General features: G+C 53.1%; 19 protein-coding genes. 8 read left to right on the top strand and 11 right to left on the bottom strand.

Annotation, left to right across the window (positions count from 1 at the left end; all coding sequences use genetic code 11):
• Positions 1–62 precede the first annotated feature (62 nt).
• The 7 genes from ABD920_RS17120 to ABD920_RS17090 form a co-directional block, all read right to left on the bottom strand.
• Entirely contained in the window at positions 63–1,307 is a 1,245-nt protein-coding gene (locus ABD920_RS17120; protein ID WP_345160716.1) for a hypothetical protein, read from the bottom strand.
• 97 nt (positions 1,308–1,404) lie between these two features.
• Complete coding sequence (locus ABD920_RS17115; protein WP_345160715.1) at positions 1,405–1,677, bottom strand: hypothetical protein; 273 nt, start codon at positions 1,675–1,677, stop codon at positions 1,405–1,407.
• Positions 1,678–1,761: 84 nt separating this feature from the next.
• Positions 1,762–2,052 carry a hypothetical protein gene (locus ABD920_RS17110; protein ID WP_345160714.1) on the bottom strand — a complete coding sequence of 97 codons (291 nt, stop codon included), beginning with the start codon at positions 2,050–2,052 and terminating at the stop codon, positions 1,762–1,764.
• 49 nt (positions 2,053–2,101) lie between these two features.
• Positions 2,102–2,437: a hypothetical protein gene (locus ABD920_RS17105; RefSeq protein WP_345160713.1), complete on the bottom strand. Its 336-nt coding sequence runs from the start codon at positions 2,435–2,437 to the stop codon at positions 2,102–2,104.
• A gap of 53 nt (positions 2,438–2,490) precedes the next feature.
• Positions 2,491–2,832, bottom strand: coding sequence for a potassium transporter KefB (locus tag ABD920_RS17100; RefSeq protein ID WP_345160712.1), 342 nt, complete (start codon positions 2,830–2,832; stop codon positions 2,491–2,493).
• 81 nt (positions 2,833–2,913) lie between these two features.
• Complete coding sequence (locus ABD920_RS17095; RefSeq protein ID WP_345160711.1) at positions 2,914–3,222, bottom strand: winged helix-turn-helix domain-containing protein; 309 nt, start codon at positions 3,220–3,222, stop codon at positions 2,914–2,916.
• A 7-nt stretch (positions 3,223–3,229) separates the two neighbouring features.
• A complete protein-coding gene (locus tag ABD920_RS17090; protein WP_345160710.1) occupies positions 3,230–3,853 on the bottom strand; it encodes a hypothetical protein in 624 nt (207 codons plus the stop codon).
• Positions 3,854–4,387: 534 nt separating this feature from the next.
• Here ABD920_RS17090 and ABD920_RS17085 point away from each other — a divergent pair.
• The 3 genes from ABD920_RS17085 (at position 4,388) to ABD920_RS17075 (ending at position 9,505) form a co-directional block, all read left to right on the top strand.
• Positions 4,388–7,816 (top strand): ThuA domain-containing protein, encoded by a 3,429-nt coding sequence (locus ABD920_RS17085; RefSeq protein ID WP_345160709.1) that lies wholly within the window; start codon positions 4,388–4,390, stop codon positions 7,814–7,816.
• A 556-nt stretch (positions 7,817–8,372) separates the two neighbouring features.
• Positions 8,373–8,963, top strand: a complete 591-nt coding sequence (locus tag ABD920_RS17080; RefSeq protein WP_345160707.1) for a DsbA family protein — start codon at positions 8,373–8,375, stop codon at positions 8,961–8,963.
• 182 nt (positions 8,964–9,145) lie between these two features.
• Positions 9,146–9,505: a DUF1801 domain-containing protein gene (locus ABD920_RS17075; protein ID WP_345160705.1), complete on the top strand. Its 360-nt coding sequence runs from the start codon at positions 9,146–9,148 to the stop codon at positions 9,503–9,505.
• A 94-nt stretch (positions 9,506–9,599) separates the two neighbouring features.
• On the opposite strand, the gene ABD920_RS17070 is transcribed toward ABD920_RS17075, so the two are convergent.
• Positions 9,600–10,502, bottom strand: a complete 903-nt coding sequence (locus ABD920_RS17070) for a cation diffusion facilitator family transporter (protein ID WP_345160703.1) — start codon at positions 10,500–10,502, stop codon at positions 9,600–9,602.
• 102 nt (positions 10,503–10,604) lie between these two features.
• Between ABD920_RS17070 and ABD920_RS17065 the strand changes: the two genes are divergently transcribed.
• The 4 genes from ABD920_RS17065 (at position 10,605) to ABD920_RS17050 (ending at position 15,095) form a co-directional block, all read left to right on the top strand.
• Positions 10,605–11,285, top strand: coding sequence for a response regulator transcription factor (locus tag ABD920_RS17065; RefSeq protein ID WP_345160808.1), 681 nt, complete (start codon positions 10,605–10,607; stop codon positions 11,283–11,285).
• Positions 11,285–12,679 carry a HAMP domain-containing sensor histidine kinase gene (locus tag ABD920_RS17060; protein ID WP_345160702.1) on the top strand — a complete coding sequence of 465 codons (1,395 nt, stop codon included), beginning with the start codon at positions 11,285–11,287 and terminating at the stop codon, positions 12,677–12,679. Before ABD920_RS17065 ends, ABD920_RS17060 begins: the two co-directional genes overlap by 1 nt.
• A gap of 144 nt (positions 12,680–12,823) precedes the next feature.
• Positions 12,824–14,395 (top strand): SulP family inorganic anion transporter, encoded by a 1,572-nt coding sequence (locus tag ABD920_RS17055; protein WP_345160701.1) that lies wholly within the window; start codon positions 12,824–12,826, stop codon positions 14,393–14,395.
• A gap of 46 nt (positions 14,396–14,441) precedes the next feature.
• Positions 14,442–15,095 carry a carbonic anhydrase gene (locus tag ABD920_RS17050; protein ID WP_345160700.1) on the top strand — a complete coding sequence of 218 codons (654 nt, stop codon included), beginning with the start codon at positions 14,442–14,444 and terminating at the stop codon, positions 15,093–15,095.
• A gap of 206 nt (positions 15,096–15,301) precedes the next feature.
• On the opposite strand, the gene ABD920_RS17045 is transcribed toward ABD920_RS17050, so the two are convergent.
• Positions 15,302–15,910, bottom strand: coding sequence for a porin family protein (locus ABD920_RS17045; RefSeq protein ID WP_345160699.1), 609 nt, complete (start codon positions 15,908–15,910; stop codon positions 15,302–15,304).
• Between the two features lie 224 nt (positions 15,911–16,134).
• Positions 16,135–17,040 carry an SWFGD domain-containing protein gene (locus ABD920_RS17040; RefSeq protein WP_345160698.1) on the bottom strand — a complete coding sequence of 302 codons (906 nt, stop codon included), beginning with the start codon at positions 17,038–17,040 and terminating at the stop codon, positions 16,135–16,137.
• Positions 17,041–17,554: 514 nt separating this feature from the next.
• On the opposite strand from ABD920_RS17040, the gene ABD920_RS17035 reads away from it, so the two are divergent.
• Positions 17,555–17,956: a hypothetical protein gene (locus ABD920_RS17035; protein ID WP_345160697.1), complete on the top strand. Its 402-nt coding sequence runs from the start codon at positions 17,555–17,557 to the stop codon at positions 17,954–17,956.
• 149 nt (positions 17,957–18,105) lie between these two features.
• Here ABD920_RS17035 and ABD920_RS17030 read toward each other — a convergent pair whose 3' ends face one another.
• Positions 18,106–20,550, bottom strand: a complete 2,445-nt coding sequence (locus ABD920_RS17030; protein WP_345160696.1) for a type IA DNA topoisomerase — start codon at positions 20,548–20,550, stop codon at positions 18,106–18,108.
• Positions 20,551–20,816: the final 266 nt, after the last annotated feature.

Raw genomic sequence — 20,816 nt, 5'->3', positions numbered from 1 at the left:
ACAGCATGAACCGATACCTCTATTTTAAGGACATCGCCATATATAAACTTACCACAACTTGATTACTTAAAACCAAAAAGCAACGGGAACATAAACGTGACAATGATTGCCCACAAGCCATATATAGGCAGGAACAACGCAATGGCTTTCCCAACATCAGCGAGGTCTGATTTGCCTTGCAGCGACCTGGCAAGCCGGAACGTCACAAAGAGGAGGTTCGTCATCATCAGCAGGTTGCTTCCGAGCACAGCAAGCCTATTCGGCGTGATGCCCCACTCCATGATCCGGAACAGGATGGCCGACAGCGCAATCCCGTTCACCACGATGGTCACGGCGGATAAGAGGAAAAGCACCCAGGCGGCTGTCCTGTTTTCGGCTGCTTTGGCGCTTTCTGCCACCGAGAAGAAGATGATGGCCATTACCCCGATCAGCAGCAGGTTAAAGATGATCAGGAATTCCCGGTCGTTGTAAGGGTCTTTGCCGGAATAAACAATGGCCCCGAGGTATATGACAAGCGTCAGGAGCACCAGCGGGCTGAAGATTTTGGCAATCACCGGAGACACTTTGCTGACCAGCTGCGGGTTGGTCTGCGTGAGGTACGTGCCCACGATGGGTGCTCCGGCCAATCCAATAATACCAACATACTGAAAATACAGCTCCTCAATTTGAAACCCGATCAGCGAAAAAAGCCCTATTGTGAGCCCCGTCATGATGCCGCCGGCAATCAGGATGAGCGTCGTCATCACGAGCAGGTCACCGTTGTACCGCAAGTAATCGAGCCGCCGGTTGTCGTCGGAGAGGTTGTTGCCGACAAACGCGGCGCCCAACAGCACCCACAGCAGCAGCGGCAGATGGATGCAGGCCAGGATCAGCGTGTCGCTCTTCGTGGAAGGAGGCAGTGCGTTTATATAGAGCAGCGAGGCCAGCATCACGCCCCCGATCACGGCCACACGGGTTGACTGCATCTTGTTTTTCCAGGCAAAGTAGGCCGTCAGGAGCGGCAGAAAGATGAAGCCAATGTTTCTGGGATAAAAGAACTCTTCTTTGATATGAAATAAGGCCGGTATCTTGGCGATCAACCCTGCCGCCAAAGCCGCCATCAGGACGAACACCAGTTCTCTTCCGGTGCCCCAGTTAATCTCATCTGTTTCATAGTTCAGCCTTTCGTTCCAGAAATCGGCGAGTGCGTTGCCCTTTAGCTCCGGGTACAAGGTGCTGAACGCCCGCTTAAAAGGCGCCTTGTTGCTGCGATACAACCGTTCGAGTTGCCCGGGGTCGTTTATATGGGTAAGGATTTCATTTCTCATGGCTGCTATATATGATCTTTAATGAAGAATGACTGCTGGCGTATGGTGTGCGACGAATGATATCCGCTGAAACACGATGGGTGCTTCGTCCTGAGCTTTACAACTTATCGATCATATCCCCAAGGTCGCTCACGCCCAGTGTGAACATGATCAGCACGATGCCCAGGAGGATCTTAACCACCAGCGGTACCGAGAATCTCCATTTCTTCCGGATGTAGGCGTTTGCAGGAGGCAGGTAAACCAGGGAAAGCAGCAGGTAAGCAATCCCCGGAACAGGGTGCACCAGAAACAGATTCAACAGGCCGATTGTGATCACAACCAGGCCAAATATCCACCCGCTGAACTGCCAGGCGTTGAGTTCTCTATTCATTTCAATATTGTTTTCCATGAGCATTTCTACTTTTGATTTTTGCAAGCTTATTTCTTCGCTACCGTTCTATCGTGGCTTCCCTGGCTAACTCCCGGCGAACGGCGTCCCGAAAATGCCGACGGCCAGCTCTGCCCATATCAGGAAAAGCATGACCAGGATAACCGCAAGGAGGCCGATCCGGTAGTCCAGGTTCCTTACCTTCCTAAACACGAGTTCACATATAAGCCCGGTGCCGAGCAGCAGGACACCCATAACTACAAAATCGAACAGGTTCCAGTCCACCTCGTCTGTGAACAGCATTGCTGTTAATGGAATAAGTAGTAGGAATGCTACCGTGAGCACGATGCCGGTTAATCTTTTGTTTTGCGTGATCATAATGTTTTGTTTTAGAGTTGCTGGTTATATATAGTTGATGTTGAAACTGTTAAAAATCGCGCAGCATAAGCTCGATCTTGTCGAACAGTTCGCCCACGCCCAGTGCTGCCCATAGGATAAAGAAGCCCAGGAAGATTTTGAGTACCCTGATGACAGTGCCAGGCACAGTGAGACCCGTCATTTTGTTGAGAAGGGCATGTACCGGGAGAAAGTAGACGAGCGAGAGCAGGACGATGAAAATCCCGAAGCCGGGGTCGTTCCCCCAGAAGGTGTTCACTACCCCGATCGCAAAAGCCACTATTCCAAAGAGCCAGCTGATCATATTCAGCGCCGTAGCCCCTTCGTTTACTGCTGCTTCCTCGTGCATTTCCTTTTCGTTTTCCATGATGATTCAATTTTATGTTTTATATATAATTCTCCAATCTGATCGGTTCAAGCTCAATCCCACATCGTGCCGGCTAGCCCCAACACCGTACCGAGCCATAGCACAAGGAAGAAGACCCACAGGCTGGCTATATAGGCCAATGCTGTTCGCCAGCCGCCCTTGCGACGCACAGGATCCATGATAGAGTAAAACAAGCCACCCAGCGCACCGGCCGCCGGCACCACCCCCAGCGGCCTGACCCACCAAAGCCTTGGCCATTCCGGGGCAGGCTCGCCGGCACCAAGCAGAAAAAAGGAGATCAGCACCAGGCCAATCGCCGCGCCCAGCAGCATTGGCTTACGCACCGATGCCGGAGGAAGGGGCTGGTGCTGGAAGTTGTTTGGTTGTGTCCTCATCGTTGTAATGTTATGATATATAGGGAATACAGGTTCTGGTATAAAGTACTTTGAAACGCAAAGTATTAAGCAAAAAAAATATCAGCTGTCTTTCCGGTTACTCAAAATAAGCTGCTCCAGGGCATCCAGGTGATTGTTAAAGGCTTCTCGACCCGCATCGGTCGCGTAATAGGTGGTGTTTGGTTTGCGCCCCACAAATTGCTTTTCCACGCGCAGATATTCAGCTTCTTCCAAAGCGCGCAGGTGGCTGGCCAGGTTCCCGTCCGTCAGCTGCAAAGTGTCTTTCAGGGTGTTGAAATCCACTTTGTCATCCACCATCAACACCGACATAATGCCCAGTCGCACCCTGCTTTCGAAGGCTTTGTTTATGTTTTCAAGGTAATCTTTCACAGGCCTGCTAGCGTTCGTATTTGAAATACACCAGCGTGCCGTACACAATGTGCAATAGCCCAAAGCCCACCGTCCAGGCTACCAAACCATAACTGACAAAGAAGCTGGCTAACAAGCCAATCGTAATTTCGCAGAGGCCCAGGTACCGGATGTCGCTCAGGGTATACTTGCTGGCATTTAGCAAGGCGCAACCGTAAAAAATAAGCATGACGGGCGCGACCAGGTACAGCAAGTCGTGGTATAGCAGGATCGCGCAAAAAATACCGCCTGCGGCCAAGGGTATGAACAGGTTCACCAGCATCCGCTCCGTTTTGCTATCCCAAACCCGATGCTTGGATTTGCGGGCGTTGCGTGCAGTAAAGTAAGCGGCCGAGCAAAGTGCCAGTATGAACACCAGCGCCGCCACCGACACTATATATAGAATGGCCTCCCTCGTCAGGTTGAGGCCTGCGTCCTGCCTGTAGTTTATTTGATGCGCAACCAGGTACCATTTCACAACAGCAGCCCCAATCAGCGCCGATACGCCGGCCGCCACTCCCGAGAGCCCGCTCAGCGAAATGAAGCGGGAGGATCGGTCCATGATGCTCCGGATCTCGTGCAGGGTAGCTAACTGATCTTGCTGCTGATTCATATATAAAGTACTTTGTGTTTCAAAGTTAATATTGCTTTACGGAAAAGCAAGAGGCTGGTATAAATATATTTTATGGATTTTTTTTGGTAGGGGAAATGCACCACCGCGGTTGTAGCAAGACGACACAGTTTGTTCTGTGGCTTTGGCGACGGTTTAATGATGGGGTAGATTGCTACCAAATGCCGCAGGCGCACATGCCCTTTATACCTCATCCGGTACTGGCTAGCCGCAGGAAGCTATGCGTGCTTATTTTTTACAGGGCGCTTTTGCAAAACTGTACCGCCTGCGGCGGCATCCTTGTTGGCACTTTGAAATAAAATCCTTAAACTTATAGCTTGGTTCAGAATGGAACGAATGCACTGCTCACGATCGTTTCGGAAAGTGAGCACTCAGGTATGATCCGTATCTTTTTCTGTACTTCCGGCAACTGCTTCCGCATAAATTTGAAGCAGTTGCGTTAACTATCTGTAATAATCCTAACACATTCATTTTCATAGTCATACATCCATCCATAACAGCCCATACCACTATCACATGCTAACGAAGGTTTCACTTAAAAGCGTCTTTTACCTCTGCGTAGTAGGCGTATTCACCCTTTTCTCCTGCAGCGACAAGCGCCCCGGCGACCCGAGAGTGCTCGTCTTCAGCAAGACCAGCGGTTTTCACCACCAATCCATTGATGCGGGTAACGCAGCGCTGCAGAAGCTGGCGCAGGAGAACGGCTTCCAGATAGACACCACTACCAATGCGGCCTACTTCCAGGAGGACTCTCTCGCAAAGTACGCCGCCGTTATCTTCCTGAACACGACGGGCGATGTGCTCAACAACTTCCAGGAGGCGGATTTCGAGCGCTATATACAGTCCGGTGGCGGTTACGTGGGCATTCATGCCGCTGCTGACACCGAGTACGGGTGGGGCTGGTACGGTCGCTTGGCCGGGGCTTATTTCGAAAGCCACCCGGAGCAGCAGGAAGCGGTGGTGCACGTGGTGGATGCAGACCATCCGGCCACAGCGCACCTGCCCAAAGACTGGAAGCGCAAAGACGAATGGTATAACTATAAGGACATCAACGAGGACACCAAGGTGCTGCTACAGCTGGATGAGAAAACGTACAAAGGCGGCAAGAACGGCGACAACCATCCCATCTCCTGGTACCACGAGTTTGACGGCGGCCGCGCCTTCTATACCGGCATGGGCCACACCGACGAGGCCTACCAGGACCCTCTGTTCCTGCAGCACGTGCTCGGCGGCATTCAGTACGCCATGGGCGATAACAAGCAGTTAGACTATGCGAAGTCCGTTTCGCAGCGTGTGCCGGAAAGCGACCGCTTTGTGCACACCGTACTGACGAAAGGGACTTTCTTTGAGCCCACAGAAATGGCGATCCTTCCGAACCTGGATATCCTGGTGGCGCAGCGCCGAGGGGAGCTGATGCTATATAACCACGAGACTGGCGATGTGAAGCAGGTGGGCGCCCTGGACGTGTACCACAAAACCACTGTGCCGGATGTGAATGCGGAAGAAGGCCTGATGGGACTGGCCGCTGACCCGAACTTCAGCAAGAACAACTACATCTACCTGTTCTATAGCCCGGTTGATACTTCCGTGAACCGCCTGTCGCGGTTTGTGTACAAAAACGGCAAGCTCGACAAAGGCTCCGAGAAAGTGATGCTGCAGTTTTACTCGCAGCGCGGGATCTGCTGCCACACCGGGGGCTCAATTGCCTTCGGCCCCGGCAACATGCTGTACCTTTCTACTGGCGACAACTCTACGCCATTCAATGAAAAAGGACAGCCTTACGTGAATAACGGTTTCGCGCCGCTGGATGGCCGTCCGGGCCACGAGCAGTATGATGCCCGCCGATCCTCGTCTAACACGAATGACCTCCGCGGAAAAGTGCTCCGCATCAAGATAAACGAAGATGGCACTTATACTATTCCGGAAGGGAACCTGTTCCCGGGCAACAACCCGAAGACACGCCCCGAGATATATACCATGGGGCACCGCAACCCGTACCGCATTTCAGTAGATCAGAAAAACGGAACCCTGTTCTGGGGTGAGGTGGGCCCGGACGCCGGGGCAGACAGCCTGGAGGTGCGAGGCCCAAGGGGATATGACGAGGTGAACCAGGCGCGTAAAGCCGGTTACTTTGGCTGGCCCCTGTTCATCGGTGATAATTATGCTTACCACCGTTACAACTATGCCACGGGTGAGACCGGTCCGAAATACGACCCGCAAAACCCCGTGAACGACTCGCCCAACAATACAGGGTTGGAGAAGCTTCCTCCTACGCAGCCAGCCTTTATCTGGTATCCTTATGCCGAGTCTCCGGAGTTTCCGCAGCTGGGCACCGGCGGGCGTAATGCCATGGCGGGCCCCGTGTATTACTCCGACATGTTCCCGGAGGAAACACGCTACTCGTCTTACTACGACGGCAAGCTGTTTATATATGAGTGGATGCGTGGCTGGATAAAAGCCGTGACCATGAAGCCTGACGGCACCTATGACAAGATGGAACCGTTTATGCCGGACCTTAAACTGGCCGGAGCCATCGATATGGAAGTGGGTCCTGACGGCAGGTTATATATACTGGAGTACGGCTCGGGCTGGTTTGCCAAGAACGAGGACTCTGGCTTGCTGCGGATCGACTACCTGGCTGGAAACAGACCGCCTAAGATCGTAGACATAACCGTTGACCACACGAGCGGCAAAACACCGCTGACCGTGACTGCAAAAGTGGAGGCGAAAGACCCTGAGAATGACAAGATGCGCTATGTCTGGAAAGTAGGCGGGGAGACGAAAGCCACCACGGAGCCTACCCTGAAACATACCTTTACGGAAAAGGGCGACCATACCATCAGCGTGGAAGTGTTCGATGCACAGGATGCCTCCTCCAAGAGCAAAGACCTGATGCTGTACGCCGGAAACGAGCAGCCGAAAGTAGACATAGCACTGCAGGGCAACCGCAGCTTCTACTTCGAAGGCCAGCCCGTGAAATACCAGGTGAAAGCCGCCGACGAGGACAGCCAGGTAGATATGGGCAACCTGTTCGTCTCGGTTGATTACGTGGAGGGAACGGATATGGCCGGGGCCTCGATGGGCCACCAGGTGGTGTCTTCGGAGATGCTGGGCAAGAACCTGATGCTGAGCTTGGACTGCAAGGCCTGTCACGCCATCAACGAGAAGTCCATCGGGCCATCCTATACGGAAGTGGCCAAGCGCTACGAGAAGGAGAGGGGAGCCATGCAGCAGCTGACCGAGAAGATCATCAAAGGCGGAAGCGGCGTTTGGGGGGAGGCAGCGATGCCGGCCCACCCAAGCCTGCCACAGTCCGATGCGAAGCAGATCGTGCAGTGGATCATGTCGCTGAACAACTCCGGCAACGCCAGGAAGTCGCTGCCAGCAAGCGGGGAGGTCGTTGCGAAACCCGATCCGCAGCGAAAAGACAACACGGTGCTGAAGCTTTCCGCCACTTACACCGACCAGGGTGGAACCGGCATCAAGCCGCTGGCGGGCTCTGATGTGGCTTACCTTCGCAGCAATGCGATGGATGTGGCCGACCTATCCGGCCTGCAAGGTTTCAACAGGGTTGAGTTCGGCGGTGCTACCTACTTCATCTTCCCCGGAACGGAAGGTTGGGTGAAAGCGGAGCAGATCGACCTAAACAACATAGGTGCTATCGAGCTGATGGGGATAGGCAACGGCGAAACCAGCCAGTACCAGGCCGAGGTTAGGTTAGACCAGCCGGATGGCCGCAAAATTGGCGAGGGCAAGCTGAGCTTAGGCGGCGAAAGAAAACCAGGTTCAGCCACGATTGCATTACAGAATGTAGCTGACAACAAGCTGCATGATGTCTATATCGTGGTGAAGGCAGCTGGCGGGGCAACCAACCAGAACCATGTCCTGAAAACGGTGCGATTTGTGCCGCAATCCGGAACATCTGCGGCTACGAGTAGTAAATAGGTTCATCAAGCTTATATATAAAGAGCGGCTTCCCATACCAGGGAAGCCGCTCTTTATATATGGCTACCTTATATATGGCCACCTCCAGGTAAGAGGGCTTCCTGACTGCCGACGAGTTTGATTATCCCGATGCCAGCTGATTGAGGGGGATAATTTTCATCCAAAGGCCAAATCCCCCGCTACGCAAGGGTGGGTTGAGCAGTAGTGCTGCTGCCACGAGATGGCTTTGGGCCTGCGCATCAAGCTACTGCTGGTAGTAGAGGCCTTTCAGAATATAGATTCCGGCCGATAAGCAATAAGCCGATCTGTTGCTGTGTTGTATATATATAACGGTAACCTGTAACAGGATTAAAGTATAGCTCTGGAGGAACAAACAGAGAAGGCCACAGGGGCAACTGCCGTAGAGCGCGCAGGCGCTTGCCTATTCGTGTGAGTTCAGTTTCATGCCGCAGCCTTTTCAAAACTATAACCCGCTGGCTAAGGTAAAATAGAAGCTAACGATTCGCTTATGGTATATGCCCCCCAATCACCCACGCTTTTATATGTAACCAACCCCATGTGTGCCTGGTGCTATGGTTTTACACCGGTGGTCCGCCGCCTCAAGGCGCTGTGGCACAGGCGGCTGCAGGTGCAGGTGCTGTTCGGTGACCTTCATGCGCATGCAACCGATTCGTTAGAGCGGGTAGACAAGGATTACCTGGCGGGAAGCTGGCACCATGTGCAGAAGCAGGTGAACCTCCCCTTCGATTACCGTTTTTTCACGAAGCAGAACTATGTATACAACACCGAGCCAGCCTGCCGGGCCCTGCTTTGCGTGCGCCTGTTGCGGCCCGTACTCACACTGGAGGTGTTGCGGGCTTTTCACTCAGCCTTTTATGCCGATGGGCTGGATCTGAAAGACACGGCTGTGCTGGTGCACCTCGTGGGCTTGTTCGGCATCCGGGAAAACCTGTTTCTGGCGCTGTTCGAGTCGGAGGAGATTATGGGGCAGATGGAGGAGGAGTTTGATTACGTTGACCGTATCGGGGCCACTACCTTTCCCAGCGTGTATGTGCAGACAGGGCAGGGGCTTGAAAAGATTGCGCAGGGGTATGTGCCGTTGGATGAACTGGAGCAGCGCCTGTTACAGACGCTGGAAAGCGGATGAGTTGATTTTATAAAGAGAGCGGACTAAATGACCTGTTTATATCGTGAATACCATTTATTTTTTAGTATAACCCAAAAAAGTCTTTAAAAAGGTAAACCCGCGAGAGGTTATTTCTGTATATATTAAAATATAAGTATATTACAGGATTAAGCACAAACTCCCGACAGAGACCAAGACTTTTTATGAGAAGCAAGACATCAACCAACCAAGTAAGCGAGTACATTGATTCCCTGGCGCCCGAGAAGCAGAAGCTGGCTGTGGAGGTGCGCCGCATCGTGAACGCTTCTGTGGCGCACCTGGAGGAGTGCGTCCGCTGGGACTGCGCCTGTTATTTTTTCTATGGGCCGGTATGCTATATCGCCTCTTCACGCAGCGGCATTCACTTTGGCTTTTTCCGGGGGAAGGAATTGTCAGATCCGAAGCGCCGCCTGGTTAGCCGTAACGGGCAGTACCCGCATGTGAAGGTACGCTCGTTAGAGGATATAGACGAGGCCTATTTCGGGGACCTTATCCGTGAGGCCGTCCAACTGAATCAGAACTAAGCATGCGTCGGGCCTGTGTAACACAAGACCGCCCCATGTTTTCCTTCTTTCGTCTGCTATATAAGGCAGCCTACAGGCAAACAACCTGCTTTGCCTATAGGCTGCCTTCGTGGCTGCAGGCTTCTTCGGTGGTTTCGAGTTCCACGGTCACGTGCTGAATGTCGATGTCGGCCATGGCCTGGCGCAGACGCTTTTTAATGGCTTCTGTCTGCTGTACCTGCAGCTCGGGGGCTATCACTGCGTGCAGGGTCAGCACGTTGTAGGTGCCGTCCAGCGTCCATATATGCAGGTCGTGGATGGATTGTACGCCCGGAACCTGAACCAGTCTTTCTTCCACTTCGGTCGGGTTGATGTTGGGCGGCGTTGCCTGCAGCAGGATTTTCATGCTTTCGCGCAGGTTGCGCACCACGTTGTAGAGCACATACAGCGTAATACCCACCGATAGGATCGGGTCAATGACCGGGACATCGTAAAAGTACAGCACGATACCCCCGATCAGCACGGCCACCCAGCCCAGCACGTCTTCCATCAGGTGCAGCCGCACTACCTTCTCGTTCAGCGACTCTCCACTCTTCAGGCGCAGTACTGCCGCCCCGTTCACCACGATGCCCAGCAGCGCAAAGCCCACCATGCCGGCGGCGTTTACCGGTTCCGGGTGCAGGATGCGCGGGATGGCCTCTGATAGCACTATGAACGAGCCCACCAGCAGTACTACTGAGTTGATGACGGCACCAAGCAGCGAGAAGCGCTTGTACCCGAATGTGAACTGCTTGTCGCGCCCGCGCTTCGCCACTTTCTCGAAGTACCAAGCCAGGCCAAGTGAGAGCGAGTCCCCCAGGTCGTGGAGCGCATCCGAGATGATGGCCACGCTGTTGATCCAGAGGCCGCCAATAATCTCGAGGATGGTAAAGCCAAAGTTGAGAAAAAACGCTACTTTGATATTGCTGCCGGACCCATGGTGGTGATGCCCGGTGTGGTTGTGAGGTGCATGCGCCATAACCAGTAAAACGAAAAACAGCATTATTGGATATATAGGCTTATTTTGCGGCTGCGTGTTACCTTTGCAAATGCCACTCATATACCTGATCCCGCAATCATGATGAAAATACTGCTGATAGAAGACGAACCAAAAGTAGCCTCCTTCATTAAAAAGGGGCTTGAGGAGCAGGCATATGAGGTAGACCAGGCTTACGACGGCACGTTTGGGGTAAAACTGGCGCTGCAGCACGAGTATGACCTGGTGATTCTGGACATTATCCTGCCCAACATTAGCGGCCTGGACGTATGCCGCCAGATCCGGAAGCACAACAAATCGGTTTCGGTCCTCATGCTCACAGCGCTGGGCAGCACCGACGACAAAATCACAGGGCTGGATGCCGGGGCAGATGATTACCTCACCAAGCCCTTTGAGTTTAAGGAGCTGCTGGCGCGCATCCGCGCGCTTTCCCGCCGGGGCTCGGAGGCGCCAGTCAGCGAGGTGCTGCGGATAGCTGACCTTGAACTTGACCTGACCAAGAAGACGGTGGAGCGTGCCGGCAAACCGATTAACCTGACAGCGCGCGAGTTCTCGCTGTTCTATTACCTGCTGCGCAACCGGGGGCGTGTGGTGTCGCGGGTAGATATAACGGAGCAGGTGTGGGAAACCTCTTTTGACACCGGTAGCAACGTCATAGACGTGTATGTGAACTTCCTCCGGAAAAAGATAGACAAAGGCCACAGCATCAAGCTGATCCATACGCTGGTAGGGATGGGATATGTTTTGAAAGAACAGGAAGACTAATGAAAATCAGAACCAAGCTTACCCTGCAGTTTGCCAGCATCTTCGCTTTCATCCTCGTTTTGTTCTCACTGGTGGTCTATTATTTCACCTCCCTCTACCGCCAGGATGATTTTTTTAAAGGAATTGAAGAGCGCACGCAGGTAGTTGCCCGCCATGTGCTGGAGGCCAATGAGGTGGATGCCGCGACCCGCCACCAAAACGAGATTAGGTATTACCACGAGCTCCCGCACGAGGCGGTGCGGGTATTCCGCAGCAATGGAGAGCTGGTTTTTTCGAACGGCAACGGCGACCTGGGCGTGAGCGAAAAGGTACTGCAGCAGGTAAAGGAGAAGAAATACGTGCAGTACGCCCAGGGGGTAAGGCAGGTGGTGGGCGTGAGTTACCCCGACAACCAGGAGGACTTTATGGTGTTCGCCTCCTCTGTGGACGCCTACACGCTGACAAAGCTGCAGCACCTGAAAGTGATCCTGATCGTTGGCCTTTTCGGGTCACTGGTGGTGGTGGTGCTGGCAGGCTGGGGGTTTGCCAAGCAGGCCATGCGCCCCATTACCAAGATCGTGAACGAGGTGGAAAAAATCAGCGCCACCGACCTGGACATGCGCCTGAGTGATTCCGACGGGAAGGATGAGGTGTCGCACCTGGCGCAGACCTTTAACAAGATGCTGGACCGGCTCGAGCTGGCCTTCGAGATGCAGAGCACCTTTGTTTCCAACGCCTCGCACGAGCTGCGCACGCCCCTTACGGCGATGATAGGTGAACTGGAGGTCGCCCTGATGAAGCCGAGGGAACCGGAAGAGTACCAGCGCGTGCTGCAGTCCATCCTGGAGGATGCCCGGCTGCTGACAGAATTGTCGAACGGCCTGCTGCAGATTGCGCAGGCCAGCATCGACGCCTCTAAGATCAAGCTGGGAAACCTACGGTTCGACGAACTGGTGTGGACGGCGCGGGAGCAGGCCCTGAAACGCCAGCCCAATGCACACATTGAGATTGACTTCGAGAATTTCCCTGATGAAGAGGACCGCCTGGTGGTGAAGGGCAACGAGGCACTGCTGCTGGTAGCGGTGGTAAACGTGCTGGAAAACGCCATCAAGTTCTCTCCTGACGGGCAAAGCATTTCAGGCGTTATCCTTGTAAAAGACCATGAAGTGGCCCTGAAAGTGAAAGACAGAGGTCTGGGCATAGCCGAAGAAGACCTGAAGCATGTGTTTGTGCCCTTCTTCCGGGCGGAGAACGTCAGGAATATAACAGGGCACGGCATCGGGCTGCCCCTGGCAGAGCGCATCCTCAAAATACACCACGGCACCATCAGCGTCAACTCCAAAATTAACCAGGGAACGGAAGTATTGATCAGCCTGCCGCAGGCATACTTGTTCATTCCCTACAGGCCGTCGTAGTTTTAATTTCATTTTAATGTTGTTTTAATTTCAGCTTAATGTTACCGCTCTACTTTTGTAGAATTACAAAATGGAGTACACTGATAAGTACACTTGCATAGAAATACAAGCCTGCGCGACTGTCAGCTGGAATTAAAACTATATATGAAACAAACTTCGAACAAACCTAATTATTTGGCCCACCTCGGGAAAGACATTCCTGCAGGCCTTGTGGTATTCTTTGTCGCGCTTCCGCTCTGCCTGGGTATTTCGCTGGCCTCTGGGGCTCCGCTCCTTTCCGGTGTTATCACGGGTATCGTAGGCGGCCTGATAGTGGCATGGCTTAGCGGCTCCCAACTCAGTGTAAGCGGACCTGCCGCCGGCCTTACGGTCATCGTGCTCAATGGCATCGAGTCCCTCGGCTCTTTTGAGGCCTTCCTGCTGGCGGTGGTGCTGGCCGGAATCCTGCAACTGGGGCTGGGTTTCATGAAGGCCGGGGTAATCGGGCTGTATTTCCCATCATCCGTTATCAGGGGCATGCTGGCAGCCATTGGCCTGATCCTGATCCTGAAGCAAATCCCGCATTTCCTCGGGGCCGACGAAGACTTCTTCGGTGAAATGAATTTTTTCCAGGCAGACGGGCGCAACACGTTTTCAGAGATCGGCTATGCATTTTCAAGCATCCAGCTAGGCGCTTTGATCATTGGCGTTGTCTCGCTGGCTATTTTGCTTTTATGGGATAACCCACGTATTAAAAGCAACAAGTTCCTGAAACTGATACCGGGTGCATTGTTGGCCGTGATTTTTTCCATCGCGCTAAATGCGATCTTCATCAACTTTGTGCCTGAGCTTGCCGTGGTATCAAGCCACCTCGTGAACCTGCCTGTGATAGAGGGTTTCGAAGGCCTGACGAACGAACTCCGTTTCCTTAACTTAGAGGCGATCACCAACCCAACGCTGTACGTGGTAGCCTTTACCATTGCCATTGTCGCCAGCCTGGAGACACTGCTGAGCGTGGAAGCCGTTGACAAGCTGGACCCGCACAAGCGCCGCACGAATACAAACCGCGAACTGAAGGCGCAGGGTGTGGGCAACATGGTGGCAGGCCTGCTGGGCGGTATCCCAATGACCGCTGTGATCGTGCGTAGCTCCACTAACCTGGCGGCTGGCGCTCAATCCAAGGTGTCTGCCTTTGTCCATGGTATATTCCTGGCGCTCTCTGTGTTTTTGATAGCTGATTTCATGAACCAGATCCCACTTTCTGCTTTGGCTGCGGTGCTACTGGTGGTGGGATATAAACTGACTAAGCCGGCTCTCTACATATCCCAGTTTAAATTAGGGCACGAGCAGTTTATCCCGTTCATCGTGACTGTACTCGCCATCCTCTTCACCGATCTGCTTGTGGGTATATGCGTGGGGCTGGCCGTAGGAGTGTTTTATATCCTGAAAGCGAACTACAGATCGCCCTACTTTTACCACAAGGAAGAGTATAAAGACAAAGAGATCATCCGGATCAGGCTAAGTGAGCACGTTTCGTTCCTGAACAAAGCCAGCATCATCCTGACACTGGACCACCTGCCCCACAACAGCCACGTGATTATTGATGGCGAGAACTCTGAGCATATCGACTATGACGTGCTGGAGGCAATCCAGGAATTCAAGAGAACAGCGCATGAGCGCAACATCACAGTGGAGGTGCTGAACGTGGAGGAAGTCTCCATCATGGAAATGCACTAAAGCAAAAAGCCTGAACAGGTACACGATACAGACAGAAGCAAAGTATATGGAAAAGATATTTGAAAATAACAAAAAATGGGTGGAGCAGCGCCTGAGCGAGGACAGTGAATATTTTACGAAACTCGCGCAGGGGCAGGAGCCCCGCTACCTCTTTATCGGGTGCTCCGACAGCCGGGTTCCTGCCGGAGAGATAACCGGCACCGGTCCGGGGGAGATGTTCGTGCACCGCAACATCGCCAACCTGGTGGTGCACACCGACATGAACTTGCTGTCGGTGCTGCAGTACGCCGTAGAGGTGCTGAAGGTAAAGGATATCATGGTGTGCGGCCATTATGGTTGTGGTGGTGTGGCCGCCGCGGCCAGTAACCGTCAGTTCGGCCTGATCGATAACTGGCTGCGAAACATCAAAGACGTGGTACGACTGCACGAGCGCGAGTTTATGAGCATATATGATGAGGAGCAGCGCCTTCGCCGCCTTGTGGAACTGAACGTGATTGAGCAGGTGCACAACCTCTCGAAGACCTCCATTATCCAGAATGCCATGCAGACGGACAACCCGCCAAAACTGCACGGCTTGGTATATGATATAAAGGAAGGGCTGTTGCGCGACCTGAAGGTGAATGTGGCGTCTTTCAGGCGATACGAGCATATCTACAGCGTGGAGCAGGAGACAGTGAGCGAAATGGAAAAAGAGGCATAATTCCCGTCCAGCGCTTTATTATATAGTATTTATAAACAGAGAAGCCCCTGCTTTTGCAGGGGCTTCTCTGTTTCTTCAGGGAACTGTGATAAAATGATATTGCCGAAAATATTGCGGAGTCTGTAAGCGCCGTGTAGCCCGACTTATGATTCAGAAACCTGGCAGCCAGCTATAGGTGCCGCCATATATAAGCACAGTTGCTGAACTTAATGCCCTAAGATGTAGCTCAGCATCAGGTTAAAGCCTGAATTCCGGCGATCGATATTTTCAGAAGGGCCTTCATCGTCAACTTTTTTAAGTCCGCCGTTGTAGCGTAGTTCCAGCCCAACGCCGTTGCTGGCGCGGTAGCCCACTCCTGCCACATAGCCGAAGTCGATCGCGTAAGGCTGGTCTGTGATGTCAGTTTTGCTCGTGGTGGTGGTAGTGCCCGAGGTTACCTCCCGTATGCGCCGCGCCTTTGCTATAAACGACACCTGCGGTCCCAGGTCGATAAACAGGCCGCTGGCGGACAGGTGCAGCAGCAAGGGCACGTCTACATAGTTCATGCGTTGCGAACTCTGCACTTCTTCGTTTCCGGAAGTGTATTCCATCTTACCGCCCTTTGAAGTGTACAGCGCCTCCATCTGCACCCCGATGAGCTCATTTATATGCTGCTGTAACATAACGCCTGCTGTATAGCCCAGGCGGTACTCATAATCGTTGGAGGCTTTGCCCTGGAAGGTGTAATAAGTGGCGCCGCCCTTTATGCCGACGGTTTGGGAAAAGCCAGTGGTGGTAACGAGCGCCAAAAGCGCCAGTAGTAAAATCTTCTTCATTGTTGTTAGAATCTAAACTAAGGATTAAGTATGATGGTCCGCTCGAAAACCGCTAATGGGCACCCAAACGGAGTGCAAATATAGAAAGCTTAGCCTAAGTTGCACAGGAAATAAAAAGCCCCGCTGCTATTAGCAGCGGGGCTTCGTTTTGTGGCACTGTGGCCACGGGTATCAGGAGAATCTACCATCGGTAGCCATATGAAATCGGCCGACCGTAGGAGTTTCTACCACTCATAGTCTCTTCTCGAAGATGATCCGTAAGAGTAGGGAGGTCCGCTATAGGTGTTTCCGTAGGAGCTGCTCCCATACCTGTTGCTGTCGCTGTCGTAATCGCGCTCGTGGCGGCGGTCACGCATCTCATCTTGTCTTCTCCTGCGCTCGGCCTCATCATCGCCGAACCAGGACTTCACCTCGTCGCCGGCCCTATCGAAGAACCCGCGGTCATGCTCACTGCTTCTGCTATAGCGGTTTCTGTCGTAGTTAGATCCGTAGTTGTCTCTGTCGGAACTGGACCTGTATGGCGTGCCGTAGTTAGAAGTGGTATAGCCGGTGCCGTAAGAAGATCCGTATCCGGTGGAGCCAGACCCTAATGAGCCGGAGCCATAGTTCCTGGATGAGCCGTAATTAGACGAACCATAGTCGTTATCGGAACCGTAGCGCCCTGTGTAGCTTGATCCGGAATCGTATGACCCGGCGGAGCCATAGTTGCGGTTCCTGTAGTTGCGGTTATCATCATCGTCTCCGGTTGCCCTGTCCCAGGCATTGGAAACTTTGTTCTTGGCGCTGTCCCACCAGTTGTCATCGTCATGGCGGTTTCTGTCGCTTCCATAGCGGTTGCCGGACGAGCCGAAGTTTGAACTGCTGCGGTCCTGGTCGTAGCGGTTGCCAGACGAGCCGTAGTTGGATGATCCGGCACTACGGCCGTAGGTGGAAGTGCCGCCATATCCGGAACTGGAATAGGAATCGCGGCCAGAGCCAAACCCGCTGCCGCTACGGTTAGAGCCGTAAGCGCCGCGGTCACGGCTGGTTATATCAAATTCATCAGAGTAATAGTTTCTCGCGGAGCCTCTTGTCTGAGACCTGTCGCTGTCGTTATACGGGTTATAGCCCGAATTTTCATAGCTTCTCATAGTGTAGTAGTTTTAGTTTAAAAATCATTACAAACCTATGCTGCACATGGCAACACAAGTACATTTTTTTACGGCTACGAGTGCTATAAGTTATCATCTGTAAGTTTAATACAGGCGCAGCGCCCCTGCCTGAGGGCTGTTATATCAGTCTCTCCCCTTCAGGAAACACCTCATATACTTTCGTACAATTTACTTCGTTAATGTAAGTATAGTGTAATGCGATATAAATTGCACTTTATCTTTTGAGGACTTTGATGGTATAAATCGGGTTCTGAATATTATAAAATTTATATTATTGAATTTTAGCGTTATATGGCATGTTTGAAGGAACTAAAACAACTTTATGCAGGTTTGTAAATTGTAAAAATTTCGGGCAGATAACTTGACTTGCAGAGATTATTATTACTTTTGCCATACCATACATCAGGAGGTGCGGCAAGCAAATTAGCGCTGGATCGTGCAAAATTCAGGTGTTACCGGAAATATCTTGATAAGATAACTTTTAGCCAATTTTATGAGAATCAAAACAATGCTTGCCTCTATAGCCGCTGTGTGCCTGCTTACGGCTTGTGAAGATTTGTTTGAAGACGGAAGCATGCAGCCGGACGGCTCTTCGCCAAGCCTTACAATTAAAAACCCTACTCAAAACCAGACCATCACGCCCACTCAGGGGCTACAGGTATATATAACCGTGGTAGACAAGGACGAGGTCGATAACATCAACTTCAGTGTGCAGAGCCCGGGAGCCGAGAGCCCCTTGGTGGATTTCGATATGATGCCGCATAAAACGGTGGTGGAGTTTGACACCCTCATGTCGCTCGAAGGCATTGTGCCCGGAAGCTATACCCTGAAGATCACGGCCAAGGACAAGCGGACCAATTTATCAGAAAAAGAAATTTCGTTTACAGTACAGTAAGCAGCACAACAGAAATTAACATGCGCGCGGCAACTACTTAGGTAGTTGCCGCGCGCCTTATTTATAAGGCTGGTAATACTATAAATCAGGCGTATCAGCGCAGCACCAGTTATATATGGCTGTCGGTTATCTAAAGCCTCTACTGAAAATCAGAATTTATAGACCACCTGCCACTGCTCGTTCAGAGTCAGTGCTGCATCAAAAGGCTCCCCGGTTTTTTCAGATATGAACCCCTTTATTTTCGGCGTTTTACCCTTTAGCAGAAGCGCCGCCAGGTGCTTTTCGGTTAACTGCTTACCACCCATCTCGAACGGCACCAGAAACCGGCAACCCTCCCGGAAGCGACTGCAGCCGTAAGCGGCTTTACCCTTCAGCAGACTGCCCTGTCTGCAACGCGGGCACTGCGCGAACGGATCAGCCTCCGGAGCCTTCTCCACCTTCTCCAGCACCAGTTGGTGCGCGCCATCCAGTTTATATATGGCTTCAAAGCTTTCGCCCTGCGCATCTTTGAAGCCTTTGATAGTGGGCGTTTTGCCTTTGCCGAGCAGCGCCTGCAACTGCTTTTCTGTTAGCTCCTTGCCGTGCTGCTCAATGGGGATCAGGAAGCGGCAGCCGTCTTTGTAGCGGATGCAACCGTAGGCTTTCGAACCCCTTACTATATGGCCGGCTTTGCAGGCAGGGCAGGAGCCAAGCCCTTTTACCGAAGCGGGTGTCTCTTTAGCCGTAGCAGCAGCTTTCTTTCTGGGTGCTGCTTTCTTTGCTTCTTCCTGCTGCGGCTCCAGGGTAACGGTGGCGGCATGGTCGTATTTCACTTCCTGCACCAGGCTGATGACGAACTCCTGCAACTCCTGCAGAAAGGCCTCCGCCTTAAACTCGCCGCCTTCAATCTGGCGCAGCTTGCGCTCCCACTGCCCCGTCATCTCCGCCGACTTCAGCGTCTGGTTCCGGATCACACCGATGAGGTCGATGCCCATTTGCGTGGGGATGATCTTCTTTTTCTCCTTGCGGATATACTGGCGCTTGAAAAGCGTTTCGATGATGGCGGCGCGGGTGGAGGGACGGCCGATGCCGTTTTCCTTCAGCGCCTCCTTCAGTTCGTCGTCCTCTACCTGTCGGCCGGCGGTCTCCATGGCGCGCAGCAGCGTGGCTTCGGTGTATTCCTTGGGCGGGCTGGTCATCTTTTTGTCCAGCAGCGGCTCGTGGGGGCCGTGCTCGCCTTTCTCAAAGCTGGGCAGCACCCCGGCGGCTTCCTCTTCCTCCCTGTTCTCGCCGTCTTTGCCCACCGGTGCATCCGATGATTTTATATCTTCCGCGCCATATATGACCCGCCAGCCCGGCTCCAGTATCTGCTTGCCCCGCACGCGAAACGAATAGCCCGCCGACTCGGCCATCACGGTGGTGTTGCTCACAATACAGTCAGGATAGAAAGCGGCAATGAAGCGGCGCGTGATGATGTCGTACACATCCGCTTCGCGGCCATATATACTGCTCGCCGACGCCCCGGTTGGGATGATGGCGTGGTGGTCGGTGACTTTGTTGTTGTTGAATACCTTCTTTGTTTTCCGGATCTTGCCCTGCAGCAGCGGAGCCACCTCCTGGCTGTAATTGCTCAGGCCCTGCAGGATGCCCGGAATCTTCGGGTATATATCGTCGGGCAGAAAGGTGGTGTCCACACGCGGGTAAGAAACCACCTTTTTCTCATACAGGCTCTGCACCGTCTTCAGCGTCTCGTCCGCCGACAGGCTCAGCTTGTTGTTGCACTCGATCTGCAGCGAGGTCAGGTCGAAAAGCCGGGGCGGCGACTCAGTGCCTTTTTTGATCTCCACGTCCGTGATCGTCAGCTCCTCCTGCCGGATGGCGTCCAGTATCTGCTGCGCCTCCTCCTCTTTCTGAAAACGGCCGTTGGTGCTGGAGAAGGTGGTATCCCTGTAGATGGTTTTGAGCTCCCAGTAGGGCTGCGGCACGAAGTTCGCAATTTCGTGGTGGCGGTTCACCAGCATGGCCAGCGTAGGCGTCTGCACCCGGCCCACCGACAGCGTCTGCTTTCCGTTGGCGTACTTCAGCGTAAAGAGGCGGGTGGCGTTCAGGCCCAGCAGCCAGTCGCCGATGGCGCGGCTCTTGCCCGCCTGGTACAGCGAGTCGAACTCGGAGCCCTCGCGCAGTTTGGCAAAGCCCTGCCGGATGGCATCCTCGGTGAGCGACGAGATCCAGAGGCGCTTGAACGGTTTGCGGTAGTTGGCCTCCGTCAGCACCCACCGCTGGATCACTTCCCCTTCCTGGCCGGCATCCCCGCAGTTAATCACCTCGTCGGCCCTCTCCAGCAGCTGCTTAATGATGTTGAACTGCTTCTGCACGCCACTGTCCTTCATCAGCTTGATGCCATAGCGCTCGGGCAGCATCGGCAGGTCGTACAGGCTCCAGCGCTTCCACTCGGGGCGGTAGTCGTCGGGCTCGCGCAGGGTGCAGAAGTGGCCGAAGGTCCAGGTTACCTGATAGCCGTTGCCCTCATAATAGCCGTCTTTTCGGGACTTGGCGCCCAGCACCATGGCGATCTCACGGGCCACACTCGGTTTTTCAGCAATGCAGACTTTCAAGTAGTTCAGGAATTAGTGGATACTGTAGAATACAAATTTACGGTTTTCAGGCCTTATATACGAGCCCTGGCAGGCAATATCTGCCTGTATAGCCAAGATGGAATCGGGCACTTTTTTGAGTGCGGAAACGGTCCTGGATTCCGTTGATACTTTCCTTCCATATCTATATCCTTTGTTATTAGCATATAACGATTTTTGACGGGCGCTGCCGAAACATTCGCGCCGGGGAGCTTGTATTAGCAGGTGAGAGAGTCCACAAAAACGCG

It is taken from the genome of Pontibacter saemangeumensis (assembly GCF_039541895.1).
In the GTDB taxonomy this organism is placed as follows: Bacteria; Bacteroidota; Bacteroidia; order Cytophagales; family Hymenobacteraceae; genus Pontibacter; species Pontibacter saemangeumensis.
The sequence above is the reverse complement of the archived record's forward strand: the minus strand, read 5'-3'. Positions and strand labels throughout refer to the sequence as shown.